Source organism: Bacillus sp. 0209A, from assembly GCF_036765095.1.
Taxonomy (GTDB): domain Bacteria; phylum Bacillota; class Bacilli; order Bacillales; family Bacillaceae; genus Bacillus; species Bacillus subtilis_G.
Genome location: NZ_JBAIZV010000002.1, coordinates 1035283 through 1048338, shown reverse-complemented (window position 1 = coordinate 1048338; position 13056 = coordinate 1035283). Strand labels below are relative to the sequence as shown.

The 13056-nt window shown below is 42.8% G+C and carries 14 protein-coding genes and 2 riboswitches; of the genes, 6 read left to right on the top strand and 8 right to left on the bottom strand.

What is annotated here, in order from left to right:
* The first annotated feature begins 432 nt into the window (after positions 1–432).
* A riboswitch (TPP riboswitch) is annotated at positions 433–534 on the top strand.
* A gap of 100 nt (positions 535–634) precedes the next feature.
* Positions 635–1213 (top strand): energy-coupled thiamine transporter ThiT, encoded by a 579-nt coding sequence (thiT, locus tag V6D44_RS10480; RefSeq protein WP_289347949.1) that lies wholly within the window; start codon positions 635–637, stop codon positions 1211–1213.
* 39 nt (positions 1214–1252) lie between these two features.
* On the opposite strand, the gene V6D44_RS10475 is transcribed toward thiT, so the two are convergent.
* From V6D44_RS10475 to V6D44_RS10465, 3 genes are read right to left on the bottom strand one after another with little or no spacing between them, the layout of a single operon-like run.
* Positions 1253–1774, bottom strand: coding sequence for a GNAT family N-acetyltransferase (locus V6D44_RS10475; RefSeq protein WP_333516475.1), 522 nt, complete (start codon positions 1772–1774; stop codon positions 1253–1255).
* Between the two features lie 21 nt (positions 1775–1795).
* Positions 1796–3328 carry a flotillin lipid rafts scaffold protein FloT gene (floT, locus tag V6D44_RS10470; protein WP_289347951.1) on the bottom strand — a complete coding sequence of 511 codons (1533 nt, stop codon included), beginning with the start codon at positions 3326–3328 and terminating at the stop codon, positions 1796–1798.
* An 18-nt stretch (positions 3329–3346) separates the two neighbouring features.
* Positions 3347–3871 carry an NfeD family protein gene (locus V6D44_RS10465; protein WP_087993348.1) on the bottom strand — a complete coding sequence of 175 codons (525 nt, stop codon included), beginning with the start codon at positions 3869–3871 and terminating at the stop codon, positions 3347–3349.
* A gap of 169 nt (positions 3872–4040) precedes the next feature.
* On the opposite strand from V6D44_RS10465, the gene V6D44_RS10460 reads away from it, so the two are divergent.
* Positions 4041–4529 carry a DinB family protein gene (locus V6D44_RS10460; protein ID WP_333516491.1) on the top strand — a complete coding sequence of 163 codons (489 nt, stop codon included), beginning with the start codon at positions 4041–4043 and terminating at the stop codon, positions 4527–4529.
* Between the two features lie 4 nt (positions 4530–4533).
* Here V6D44_RS10460 and V6D44_RS10455 read toward each other — a convergent pair whose 3' ends face one another.
* From V6D44_RS10455 to betB, 3 genes are all read right to left on the bottom strand, one after another.
* Positions 4534–5112, bottom strand: a complete 579-nt coding sequence (locus tag V6D44_RS10455) for an MOSC domain-containing protein (RefSeq protein ID WP_202328243.1) — start codon at positions 5110–5112, stop codon at positions 4534–4536.
* Positions 5113–5200: 88 nt separating this feature from the next.
* Positions 5201–6409, bottom strand: a complete 1209-nt coding sequence (gene gbsB, locus V6D44_RS10450) for a choline dehydrogenase (protein ID WP_202328220.1) — start codon at positions 6407–6409, stop codon at positions 5201–5203.
* 15 nt (positions 6410–6424) lie between these two features.
* On the bottom strand, positions 6425–7897 hold the full coding sequence (betB, locus tag V6D44_RS10445) for a betaine-aldehyde dehydrogenase (RefSeq protein ID WP_087993351.1): 1473 nt from the start codon (positions 7895–7897) through the stop codon (positions 6425–6427).
* A 198-nt stretch (positions 7898–8095) separates the two neighbouring features.
* Between betB and cudC the strand changes: the two genes are divergently transcribed.
* The 4 genes from cudC (at position 8096) to V6D44_RS10425 (ending at position 11773) form a co-directional block, all read left to right on the top strand.
* The gene (gene cudC, locus V6D44_RS10440; protein WP_087993352.1) at positions 8096–8638 is read left to right on the top strand and encodes a choline uptake/conversion transcriptional regulator CudC; all 543 of its coding nucleotides are present in this window, start codon (positions 8096–8098) and stop codon (positions 8636–8638) included.
* Positions 8639–8844: 206 nt separating this feature from the next.
* Positions 8845–9390 (top strand): biofilm surface layer hydrophobin BslA, encoded by a 546-nt coding sequence (bslA, locus tag V6D44_RS10435; RefSeq protein ID WP_087993353.1) that lies wholly within the window; start codon positions 8845–8847, stop codon positions 9388–9390.
* A gap of 148 nt (positions 9391–9538) precedes the next feature.
* A riboswitch (cyclic di-AMP (ydaO/yuaA leader) is annotated at positions 9539–9687 on the top strand.
* A 73-nt stretch (positions 9688–9760) separates the two neighbouring features.
* Positions 9761–10429 (top strand): potassium uptake protein KtrA, encoded by a 669-nt coding sequence (gene ktrA / locus V6D44_RS10430; RefSeq protein ID WP_253268515.1) that lies wholly within the window; start codon positions 9761–9763, stop codon positions 10427–10429.
* A gap of 6 nt (positions 10430–10435) precedes the next feature.
* Complete coding sequence (locus tag V6D44_RS10425; RefSeq protein ID WP_202328217.1) at positions 10436–11773, top strand: TrkH family potassium uptake protein; 1338 nt, start codon at positions 10436–10438, stop codon at positions 11771–11773.
* Positions 11774–11809: 36 nt separating this feature from the next.
* On the opposite strand, the gene V6D44_RS10420 is transcribed toward V6D44_RS10425, so the two are convergent.
* Together V6D44_RS10420 and V6D44_RS10415 are read right to left on the bottom strand one after the other, a co-directional pair.
* Positions 11810–12073, bottom strand: a complete 264-nt coding sequence (locus V6D44_RS10420) for a YiaA/YiaB family inner membrane protein (RefSeq protein WP_087993356.1) — start codon at positions 12071–12073, stop codon at positions 11810–11812.
* Between the two features lie 107 nt (positions 12074–12180).
* Positions 12181–13029, bottom strand: a complete 849-nt coding sequence (locus V6D44_RS10415) for a glucosaminidase domain-containing protein (protein WP_148963916.1) — start codon at positions 13027–13029, stop codon at positions 12181–12183.
* Positions 13030–13056: the final 27 nt, after the last annotated feature.

The following is a 13056-nucleotide window of genomic DNA, read 5'->3' as shown; positions in this document are numbered from 1 at the left end:
TTCCTGTGACAACATCTGCATGACCTGCATCGTGCAGGCCCCTGACTACGCACATCGCTGTGCGATTTATAAAAATGAATTAACAGGTACGTTTTGTCTTGTTTAGTTTTCAAAGATCATCCATTGCCTCTCAACGAAGCAACTTTACCAATATAACATTTCACTTCTTTATTGTCAACAACTTTTTTTAAATTGTTTTGAAGCTTCTTGTTTTGTCCGCTGTTCATCAGCGACGTTTAATAATATAACATCTGTATTTATTTATTGCAATAGTTTTGACGAAAAAAATTCTATAAAATAAATAAACTATAATCCTCCTCATGTCATCTATCGTGTATTTATCATATAACTATATTAAAAGAACATCTACATCAGTAGAATGATCTTGTTGTTTTTTTCTTTTTCTTGTATAGTAGAAACGAATTAAATATTGATGACCACAAGGGGAGCATTAAAGCTGAGAGTGAGCGGTTTCGTTCTGACCCTTTGAACCTGTTAGTTAACGCTGGCGTAGGGATGTGGCAAAGTCAAATGAATTGCAGATCGTAAAGCAGTGCGTGGAACTTTTCTCATCCTTCCGCGTGCTGCTTTTTTGTTGTCCTTTTGGGTTGTCTATCGATGGAAGGGGATTTTTATGAATCAATCTAAGCAACTGGTTCGCCTTATAGAAATTGCAATTATGACTGCGGCTGCTGTTATTTTAGACATCGTCTCAGGAATGTTTCTTAGAATGCCTCAAGGTGGCTCGGTCTCCATCATGATGATACCGATCTTTTTGATTTCGTTTCGGTGGGGTGTTAAAGCAGGCCTTACTACCGGTCTGCTGACAGGTCTAGTTCAGATAGCGATCGGAAACTTATTCGCACAACATCCTATACAGCTTTTCCTAGATTATATTATCGCGTTCACAGCAATTGGAATAAGCGGCTGTTTCGCTTATACTGTCCGCAAAGCAGCTGCAGCAAAAACAAAAGGGAAATTGATTGTTTCAGTTGTCAGCGCAGTTTTTATCGGCAGTTTCCTGCGCTATGCCGCGCATGTCGTTTCAGGGGCTGTGTTTTTCGGCAGCTATGCTCCAAAAGGAACGCCGGTATGGATTTATTCTTTAACTTATAATGCAACTTATATGGTTCCTTCATTCATCATTTGTACAATTGTCCTTTGTTTGTTATTTATGACAGCACCGCGTTTGCTCAAAACTGACAAAGCTTAACGTGACAACCCCCAGCGGAATCCGCTGGGGGTTGTTTTTTTACCTGTTAAGAATCGTTTTCAAAGCAGAAAGATCCGGCCAGCCAAAACCAATTTCTTTCAGTCTTTCTCCGGCAATTTCAAAGCTGTCCTCCGCTTCTCTTTCAGGCGAATAGGACTGATAAAATGTAATCGAGGGGTTTTGCTCAATTACCCAAACAAACATGCTCGAAAAGCCCTGATGAAGCAAAAACTCTGCTCCTTTTGCTAAGAGTGCCCTGCCTGCACCTTGCCGCTGATACTTTTCTAAAAGGTAAATAGCATATAGCTCGCTGTCATAGCCTTCTTGTTCAGAGCGAATAGGACCAAATGAAGCAAAGCCGAATATTGAATCTTTTTCATCCTGAGCCACAAATAACCCCTTTAACGAACGGCTTTTCCATTTGTCTTCAAATTCCTTGTAGTTCAGACTGTTTAAGTATTCAGCCGGGACAATTCCGCGATATGTTGTCCTCCAACTGTCGACATGCACTTTTGCAATGTCCTTTATATCTTCTAACTTTGCTTCTCGTACAGTTACCATCTGGTTCTATCCTTTCCTTAGTCATTCTTCTCGTGTTTGGACTTCTTTTGCTTCTTTTATTTCATTTGTTAATTCGTTTATGCTTTGTTTTACGTTTCCTTTTCCTGAAAAGTTCTCAATCATTTCTTTCACGTCAATTCCCGATGATGCTTTTAAGCTTTCTTGAAGGCTTGACATTAAGTTTGTCGCATAGCTGGTTACTTTGTTGGCGCCGCTTGATTCACCGCTTCCCCCTGTATCAACAACAGTGATTTTATCAATATTTGAAAGAGGTGCCGCTGCTTGTTTCGCGTATTCCGGAAGCATTTTTACAATCATATCGAAAATCGCAGCCTGGCCGTACTGTTCAAAGGCAGCGGCAATTTTCTCTTTTGCTTCCGCTTCTGCAAGACCTTTTAGACGGATAACCTCAGCTTCTGTTTCCCCTTTCGCTTTTTCAGCTTCTGCTTTTGCAAGTCCGTCAATTCTGACTTTTTCCGCCTCTGCCTTCGCCATTGCTTCTATACTATACTTCTTGGCATCGGCTTCCGCGAGCTGCTTGGCTTTCTCAGCTGCTGCGGACTGCTCGACAGAATAACGGTCTGCATCTGCTTTTTTCTTTACCTCTGAGTCGTATTGGCGTTCACGGCGAAGAATTTCTTTTTCTTCTAGTTCTATTTGTTTTTGGCGTTCGATAATTTTAACCTGCATTTCCTGCTCTGTGACTTGCTTGCGCGCTCTGGCAGTCTCTAAATCATATGCCTGATCGGCATTCGCTTTTGCCGTATCTTGTTCTCTGCGGTATTCAGCCATTTTGAGCTGATTGGTTTTTTCAGCTTCAGCGATTTCCGTCGCCCGTTCAAGTTCTGATTTTTTCGCATCTTTATCGGCTTCCGCCCGCTTAATCCGGGTTTCTTTATCAGCCTCTGCTGTTGCGATATCAGCATCACGTTTTACTTGAGCAATTCTCGGTTTCCCTAATGATTCAAGATAACCGTTTTTATCACGTACATCTTTAATGGTAAAGGAGACAATCACAAGCCCCATTTTTGCGAGATCCTGTGAAGCGACACGCTGCACCTCTTGAGAGAATTTTTCTCTGTTTTTATAAATTTCTTCGACTGTCATTGAGCCGAGAATGGAACGAAGATGGCCTTCTAAAACCTCACGCGCTTCCTGCTCCCGGTCATCTTTTGATTTTCCTAAAAATTGTTCGGCCGCTGTAGCGATTTCCCCTATAGAACCGCCTATTTTAATAATCGCAGTTCCATCAGCCATTACAGGTACTCCTTGTTCTGTATAGACTTCAGGTGTCGAAACATCAAGTTTGCTTGATAATAGGCTTAGCGGCTCTGCCTGCTGGAAGACGGGAAGGACAAAGGTTCCTCCGCCGCGAACGATTTTAAGACGGTTGCCCCCTTCATCGACATGAACATTTTTATTACCAAGATAGCTCCCCGTTACGATTAACGCTTCGTCAGGCCCTGCCGTACGATACTTTGTGATAAAAACGGCTAACAGTGCAATTAATAAAAAGAATACAACTCCGATGACAATAATGATCGGCATAGTCATTTCACATTCCTCCTTGTTTTAAATAGATTCATGCGGAGTAACCGAAAGAACTCCGTTGTCGATATCTACGACCAAAACCGTTGTTCCGTAACTGATCTGCTGATTCTCAAAGCTGACCGCTGACTTCGAGATGGTGCCGCCTATCCCTTCAATGACCACTTCACCAAACCCGTCAACAGGAACAGCTGTAATCACTTTACCGATTCTCCCTCTTAGATCATCTTCTTTATAAGCCAATGATTCCTCTGCGGATGATAATGGTACCAGAACAAAAATGTGAAGCAATATCACCAGAATGAGCGAAAGGATGCAAGAGAAAAGAGCGGTCAACAGGCTGGACAGGGGCAATATGAGCTCGCCTATATACCCGCCTGCTGAAAAACATGTGAAAAACGCGAGCACCAATGTTGGATTAAGAAACGGAATGCCTTCTGACAGTCCTGCAAATACATCTCCGAAAAATAAAAATAATAGCGTAAGACTGCCCGCAATAATAAGCGTATAAAGATAAATCGTTTGTATAGGTACGCCAAACAACTCCAAATTCCTCATCCTTTCTTCATCAATGCATTGGTGAACGGCTGCCGTTACCATTTATACGAGACATAACGAAAAAAGGTTTCGAAATTTTTAGATAAAACACCCGTTTCGAAGTGCTTTATAAATGATAATTGCTTATATATATGGTAATGTCATTTTAGGAGGAGATATGATGAGTATCTTTAATGAAGCCAGATTAGAGACGTGGAACGAAGTAAAAAGACTTTCTGATGAAAAGCTGAATCAAAAGCCTTCTGCTGAAGAATGGAGTATAAGGGAAGTTCTTGATCATTTGAAAAAAATCGATATGGCCGCACAACAAATGCTGAAGGAGCGTGTAAAGGAAGCTCCTGTTAAAGAAGTTGAAGAAAAAACGCTTGAGGTTGCACAGGACAGAAACAATAAGCGGAAAGCTCCGAGTCACCTAGAGCCTGAGCATGATTTTATTTCAGGCAGCCAAATGAAACGCGAGCTTGACGTGGTGAGAGAACAGCTGACAGCTGCAATTGCCTCGCTAAAAGAAGAAGATTTTGAGAGAGTGCTTCCGCATCCTGTGTTTCAGGAGCTGACTGTCAGACAGTGGATCGATTTTATCGGTCACCACGAAAAACGGCATCTCAGCCAGATTAAAGAAATTAAAGAAAAAGTGGGAAGGGCCTGATTATTCAGACCCTTTCTGCTTTTCGTTTGACTTTTCTATGATAGGAATAAACTTCGATTTCATCGCCTGCGTAAACAGCGCCCGGTCTCTCCACAATACAGACAATTCCTCTTATGCCCAATGCGTGGCGGACGAAAGCCGGCGCCAGCTTCGGCTTGTCCGGATAATAAGACTGAATGACTTCACCCGGCTGGATACACGGATCATTTTCTCCCTCACATAGCAAAGCGGCACCGCTTGGAAAAATGAGCCGGCTCCCTTCTTTTAATGAAGTGAAATCGTGTATTCCGCTGACTGCGATATTCGCCCCGAGCCATTCCGGCAAAATACTCGACACTCCCATTTTTAAAGCCAACTCATCACATTCCTCTATTGAAACAATTGAAATTTGTCTGCGGTTGAAAATTTCGGTCCCCCTTGAAAACATTGGTTCTCTGGCTCCCGCTTTTTTGGTCAGTCCAAAATGCAAGTCACCGGGGATGCCGCCATAATCAATATCGAGCTTGTCCATTCGCTTTGTTACGAAACTTTCTGTATCTGCGATATACAAGCCTTCTGTTTTTGCAGTCATACGCTTCCACATCATTCGGCACCTTCCTTCTTCTTTAACATGTCCATTTATGTTTCATTATCCAAAAAAATCCCGCTCTGTAAAGGAGCGGGACATCTGATTATACAGTTTTAGGTGTAAGGTTAAAACAGCGCTTGTAGATCCAATTGTATGCTTTTTCATTTAAGTCTCTAGGGTTTCCGTAGGTTTGCGGATCTTTCATTGCTTCTTTTGACAAGCGTTCGATCATATCAGGCGATACTCCCTGCTCTTCTAAAGTCGGTACTTCTAAGTCTCCGACCAGGTCATACATCCAATTGACAGATGCTTTCGCAGCTTCTTCTGTTGTCATATTGCTAGTATCAATACCGAACGCTTTTGCAATACGTGCAAATTTCTCAGGATAGCCCTTCCAGTTGTATTCCATGACAGGACCCATCATCGCAGCCACACATTGACCGTGAGCGACTGGAATAATGCCGCCAAGCGTTTGGCTCATCGCATGAGCCGCGCCCGCTGATTCACTGCCGTAAGAAAGACCTGCAAGCATCGCAGCCTGCGCCATTCCGTATCTTGCTTCCAGATCCTCTCCGTCAGCAAATGCTCTTTTAATGTAATGAGCGGCATATTCAATCGCCATTAAGGCAACTGCATCCGTGATTGGCTGAGCAAATTTCATTGTATAGCACTCAATGGCATGAGCAAGCGCATCAATTCCCGTCATGGCTGTTACATGCGGAGGCATTGAAATATGAAGCTCAGGATCAATAATGGTCAGGTGCGCTGCGATCAGCGGACCGCCCGTGTTGAACTTGAATTCTCTTTCTTCATCCGTGATAACAGCCCATTGAGTTACTTCTGAACCTGTTCCGGCTGTTGTTGGAATTGTTGTCAGCGGAGGGATCCGGTTTTCCAGCGGTTTTTTTCCATCTGCCGCTTCATAATCAAGTACGCTTCCTTCGTGTGTTGCTTCTACTCCAATTGCTTTCGCTGTGTCCATGGAGCTTCCGCCTCCGACTGCCACTAAACCATTACAGTTCTCTTTTTTGTATAGCTCAGACCCTTCATTCACAAGACGGACAGGCGGGTTTGGCTCTACTTTATTAAAGAGCACAACTTCAATGCCCGCTCCTTTTAGTGATTCGATTACAGGGTCAACGACGCCGGCTTTATAAATCCCAGGGTCTGTGACAAGGAGTGCTTTCGAAACGCCCAGCGCAGCTATTTCTTCTCCCGTATGCTTGACGGCTCCGATTCCGTGCTTAATCACAGTCGGAATTTCAAATGTGTGGAATTTGTGCATGCTTTCTACTTTCATATTTAATGTCATTATAATCTCTCCCTCTTATGAATTGAACCAATTAACCGCTGCCGGTTTTGTATTGCGATACACATGTTTGACTTCTGTATATTCTTCAAGGCCTATTTTTCCAAGCTCGCGTCCGAATCCGGACTGCTTATAGCCGCCCCATGGCGCCTGCGCAAAATACGGATGGAAATCGTTAATCCAAACCGTTCCCATTCTCAAACGGGCTGCTACGCGTTCACACTTTTCAATATCTTTAGACCATACCGCTCCGGCCAAGCCATAGATGGTATCATTCGCAAGCGCGATTACCTCATCTTCCGAGCTGAAGGTTTCGACGGTCAATACAGGACCGAATACCTCTTCCTGAACTATTCTCATATCCGATTTACAGTTTGAGAAAATAGTAGGTTCATAGAAAAAGCCGTTTTGCAGCGCAGGGTCTTCCGGACGTTTGCCGCCTGTCTCGAGCTTCGCGCCTTCTTCTATTCCGATCTCTACATATTTTTCTACCTTTGCCCTATGCTCTGCAGAAATAAGCGGACCGCTTTGTGTCTCTGCGTCAAAACCATTTCCGAGTTTTATGCGTTTTGCCCGTTTGACAAGCTCTGCTAAAAATTGATCGTAAATAGCATCTTCAACAAGCAAGCGGGAACCGGCGGAGCATACTTGGCCGGCATGGAAAAATACAGCGTTTAATGCCTGATCGACCGCAACTTCTAAATCTGCGTCCTTGAAAACGATATTTGGATTTTTCCCGCCCAATTCAAGTGCGATTTTTTTGACGTTTCCGCTTGCCGCCCGCATGATTTTTTTGCCTGTTTCGATTCCCCCTGTAAACGAAACCAAATCGACGTCTTTGTTTGCGGCAAGCTCGTCGCCCACTGTTGCTCCCGGTCCAAGGACGAGATTTGCGACACCTTTTGGAACACCCGCTTCTTCCATCAGCTTGAACACTTTGATTGTCGTTAGCGGCGTGATCTCACTCGGCTTCATGACGATCGTATTTCCTGCAGCCAGTGCAGGCGCGATTTTCCAGCTCGCTTGCAGGAGCGGATAATTCCATGGAGTAATCTGGCCGCAAACCCCGATTGGCTCTCTGATGATTTTGCTCTCTGAATCAGGGATCGGAGAAGAAATGATCTCTCCGCCATCTTTGTCTGCCAATCCGGCGTAATATTGAAATACATTGGCGATATCGTCCATATCGGCCTTACTTTCTTCGAGTGTTTTTCCTGTATCAAGAGATTCAAGTTCAGCCAGCTCATCAAGATCACGTCTAATTAATTCCGCAATTTTCAGAACAATTTTCCCGCGTTCAAGCCCGGATAGAGATGACCATTCTCCTTTGTCAAAGGCTCTTCGCGCGGCTTCGATCGCCTTGATGGCGTCCTCTCGCCCTCCCTCGCTTACGGTTGCAATTTCTTCTTGATTAAATGGGTTGATAATGTTGCGGATCTGCTCTTTTTCGGCGCTGATCCATTCACCGTCAATGTATAATGTTTGACTCATATAAGCCTCCTTGACGTAAATAAAGTTTGTTAAATAAAAATTTAATGTTTTTAACAACCTTAATCTAACATATGGTTTTTAAACTGTCAAAGCCCCATTTTGATTTTTCTTTTTGACTTTTCTTTATGTTTCGTTAAGATAAAGAACATAAAGAAATAACTTAACGAATTTAATTCTCTAAAGGAAAAGAGGGTCAGTATGGATGAAAATCCAGAATTTGCAGTTATAGAACAGGCTCGGGATCTTGTTATCGACTCCATTGCTGAAACGATGGATCTTTACGGAATTACCCGCAGTGTCGGGATTTTATATGGGACGATGTATATGCGGGATGAGATGACGCTTGACGAAATGCGTGAGGAATTGCAAATGAGCAAGCCAAGCATGAGCACAGGTGTCAAAAAACTTCAGGACTTAAATGTGGTGAAAAAAACTTTTCACCGGGGCATCCGCAAGCATACATTTGTAGCTGAAAAAGATTTTTTCAAATTTTTCACGAATTTCTTTCCGCCTAAATGGGAGCGGGAAGTTCAAGTAAATGTAGCAGCGATTGAGGAAGCCCAGGCTGATTTACAAGAGGTTTTAAACAAGGAAGGCCTCAATGAAGACCTCAAAAATGAAGCGCTGCAGCTTTACGAGCAGCTGGAAAGCTCTAGAGCCTACTATGATTGGCTGAAACGGCTTGCTGAATCGGTGCAGAGCGGGGAAATTTTTAAGTTTATACCAATCGAAAGAAAGTAAAGAAGAAAACGCCTGGGAAACCGGGCGTTTTTCTGTTCGTTTGTATGTAATTACTACAAATTTGAAAAATACGGGAAAAACACCCCATTTACTTCCAAAATATTTGATGTTAATTTTATGTAGGTAAAATTTGTATTTGGCCATTCAGTGGAGGTGAAAAGCGGGCAGGCCTGTATATTTTATAACTTTTAAGGGGGAATTTTATTATGAAACGTAAATTATTATCTTCTTTGGCAATTGGTGCATTAAGTCTCGGTTTACTCGTTTCTGCACCTACAGCTTCTTTCGCGGCTGAATCTAAATCAACTTCCGCTCATACTGAGTCTACTATGAGAACACAGTCAACAGCTTCATTATTTGCAACAATCACAGGGACCAGCAAAACGGAATGGTCTTTCTCCGATATCGAATTGACATACCGTCCAAATACGCTTCTCAGCCTTGGCGTTATGGAATTTACATTGCCAAGCGGATTTACTGCAAATACAAAAGACACAATGAACGGGCGTGCGTTGCGTGAAACACAGATCCTTAATAACGGGAAAACAGTTAGAATTCCTCTGGCACTTGATTTGTTAGGAGCTGGCGAATTCAAATTAAAACTGAATAACAAAACTCTTCCTGCCGCTGGTACATATACTTTCCGTGCGGAGAATAAATCATTGAGCATCGGAAATAAATTTTATGCAGAAGCCAGTATTGACGTTGCTAAGCGCAGCACTCCTCCGACTCAGCCATGCGGCTGCAACTAAACATAAAGACCGGTTAACGCCGGTCTTTTTTTTGTGTTTTGACCTCCCCTTTACCCTCTATTTCCAATTATCTTTTTTCTTGATAAAAATTTAAATTGACAAACTCTAGAAACAGGAGTAAATTCTTGAGTGTTCAATTTCATAGAAGTCTCTTTTACCGCTTAATCAAACACGAACGGGGGAACCAACGATTGGCTGTTTTATTCACAGCCTAGGGGTGAATCTTACTTAGTAAGAGGGGGTACTCTGAATCCCTAATCCGACAGCTAACCTCGTAGGCGTATCCAGAGAGGAGGTCTATTAACGGCCATTCTTCGAGATGGTCTTTTTTGCTTCAAAAACGTTAATTTTACTAAGGGAGTTATGAACATTGGGAAAAATAAAAAATAAGCAATTTGCCGTGATTGGGCTGGGCCGGTTTGGCGGAAGCATTTGCAAAGAGCTGCACAGAATGGGGCATGAGGTCCTTGCAATTGATATCAACGAAGAAAAGGTAAATGCATACGCTTCTTACGCAACTCATGCGGTGATTGCCAACGCCACCGAAGAAAACGAATTGCTATCGTTAGGAATACGCAATTTTGAATATGTGGTTGTTGCGATCGGAGCGAATATTCAAGCAAGTACCCTGACCACCTTATTATTAAAGGAATTTGACATCCCGAATATTTGGGTCAAAGCTCAAAACCATTATCACCATAAGGTGCTTGAAAAAATCGGCGCTGACCGTATCATTCACCCTGAAAAGGACATGGGCGTCAAGATCGCACAAAGCCTTTCTGATGAGAACGTTTTAAATTACATTGATTTATCTGATGAGTACAGTATTGTCGAGCTGCTGGCAACACGCAAGCTTGATTCAAAATCAATTACTGATCTGAATGTAAGAGCGAAGTACGGCTGTACAATCCTTGCCATTAAACACCATGGAGATATCCGGCTTTCTCCAGCACCTGGAGACATCATTCACGAACAAGATTGCCTGGTGATCATGGGGCACAAAAAGGATATTAGACGTTTTGAAAACGAAGGGATGTAGACAAAGGTGACACTTCAAAAGGATAAAGTAATCAAATGGGTTCGTTTTACACCACCTCAAGTGCTTGCAATTGGTTTTTTTCTGACCATTATCAGCGGGGCTGTGCTGTTAAAGCTCCCGATTTCTGCAGCGAAGCCATTGTCATGGATCGATGCCCTTTTTACTGCAGCTTCCGCGACAACTGTAACAGGGCTTGCAGTTGTCGATACCGGTACAGAATTTACACTTTTCGGGCAAACTGTCATCATGGCCCTGATTCAGATCGGCGGGCTTGGATTTATGACTTTTGCTGTTTTGATCGTCATGATATTAGGAAAGAAAATCGGATTAAAAGAACGAATGCTGGTTCAGGAAGCCTTAAACCAGCCGACAATCGGCGGTGTCGTAGGTCTTGTCAAGGTTCTGTTCCTGTTTTCGATCAGTATTGAGCTGATAGCAGCTCTTATCTTATCCATCCGGTTTGTGCCCCAGTATGGCTGGGCATTCGGCTTGTTTGCCAGTCTGTTTCATGCAATATCTGCTTTTAACAATGCCGGGTTTTCGTTGTGGCCGGATAACTTGATGAGCTTCGTTGGAGATCCTACAATTAACATAGTAATTACTTGCTTGTTTATTACAGGAGGGATCGGATTTACAGTTCTGTTTGACATCATGAAAAACCGGCGATTTAAAGCCTTTTCCTTACATACGAAGCTCATGCTTACAGGTACATTGATTCTGAATGCAGTTGCTATGCTGGTGATTTTCACTTTAGAGTATAGCAACCCCGGCACGCTCGGCCACCTGCATATAGGAGATAAACTGTGGGCTTCCTATTTTCAGGCTGTAACGCCGAGAACCGCAGGCTTCAATTCCCTCGATATTGGGAGTATGAGAGAAGGAACGATTGTATTTACGTTATTATTGATGTTTATCGGAGCAGGCAGCGCTTCAACAGCGAGCGGTATTAAACTGACCACGTTCATCGTGATTTTAATGTCTGTTATCGCTTATCTGCGAGGAAAAAAAGAAACGGTTATTTTCCGCCGCTCCATCAAATACCCGATTATCATAAAAGCTCTAGCTGTCAGCGTCACCGGCTTGTTCATTGTGTTTTTAGGGATTTTCGCCCTAACGATTACAGAACAGGCTCCGTTTATTCAAATTGTGTTTGAAACCTTTTCTGCATTCGGTACTGTCGGTCTATCAATGGGATTGACTCCCGAACTCACAGAAGCGGGAAAATGTATCATTATTGTCATCATGTTCATCGGAAGAATTGGTCCTCTGACGTTCGTGTTTTCATTCGCGAAAACAGAGAAATCAAATATTCGTTATCCTGATGGTGAGGTGTTTACGGGGTGATAGCAAAAAATCCGGCGTGCAGGCGCCGGATTTTTTTTATGATTCGATATGAGATTGATTATGTCTTTTTTCCTGCTCCGCGATGATTTCGTTATCTTCTGCGTTATCACGGGTCACTTTTTGTGTAAGAATCGCACCGACCGCTACAAGTATCATAACGGCAATATAATAGCCTTTTTCATTGAGTTCCAGATTATCAGCATTATAGAGTCCGACACTAAACAAAAATACTCCCGCAAAAAAAGTGAAATAAGCTAATACTGTAAAAGCAACCGTGTTTCTCCGTCTATATTTCTGCATCTTTGTTCCTCCTGAAAACATAGTCAATAAGTGATAACTTCCGTGGAATATTATACCTCAAATTCCCCTGAATGGAACATAGAAATAAAAATACCAGTAAAAACAGCTTAGGTTGCTTCCTTTATTTCAACAGCTGAATCGTCAATCCAGCCGATGAGCTTATCATTGATTTGAAATTGGTACCATACGGACTGGCCCTTCTGCTTTTTAGATACTACCTTTATGTCCTTTCCGATGTAAGATTGGGCAGAGGTAAGTCTTATGGACTGCTCATCAGTAGAAGGCTTGGACCATACGTCTTGAACGGCACTGTCTTTAATGGAGCCGATGAAATCCACAGATTTCAAGGATGGATTGACCTCATCGTACGCATCTAAATCATATTTTTCCACAATAGCGCTGAGTTTGTCAGCGTAATCAGGATCTGTAGCATATCCTGCTGTTTGCAAGGCGGTTGCCGCTTCCTTATAATCCCCAGCATCAAGCACCGGTTTATACTTCTTTTTATTCCATGATGTGCCGCGGACAAACAATTGGGCATGGTCATCCATAGATTCAAAAAACGTGCTGTATTTGCGAAACTTTGCGCGAATGGTTTTTCTTTCCCCTTTTTCAAATTCATCCGTTTCCATCGTGACGTGATGGCCTTTATAATTTCCTTTTACACCAAAAAGGTTATTGGCCTGAGCAGCAAGCTCGCTGTTCCCCCAGTCAGATTCGAGAATGGCCTGAGCGATCGTGATGCTGGGGAGGACATGATATTTCTCATACAGAATTTGTGCATGCCCGGACAGGCTGTCAATAAATACTTGCTGTTCATCAATTTCTTCGGGTTCTTTGGATGTTTCAATCGGCTTTGATAAAGTTGTGGCTAAAACAAAAAAGGCTAACGGAATCGATACAATGAAAAATAGTGTAATCAAGAGTCTGCGTTTTTTCAGTTTTTTACGGGCCATGAATACCTTCCTTCGAGTTAAAAGATT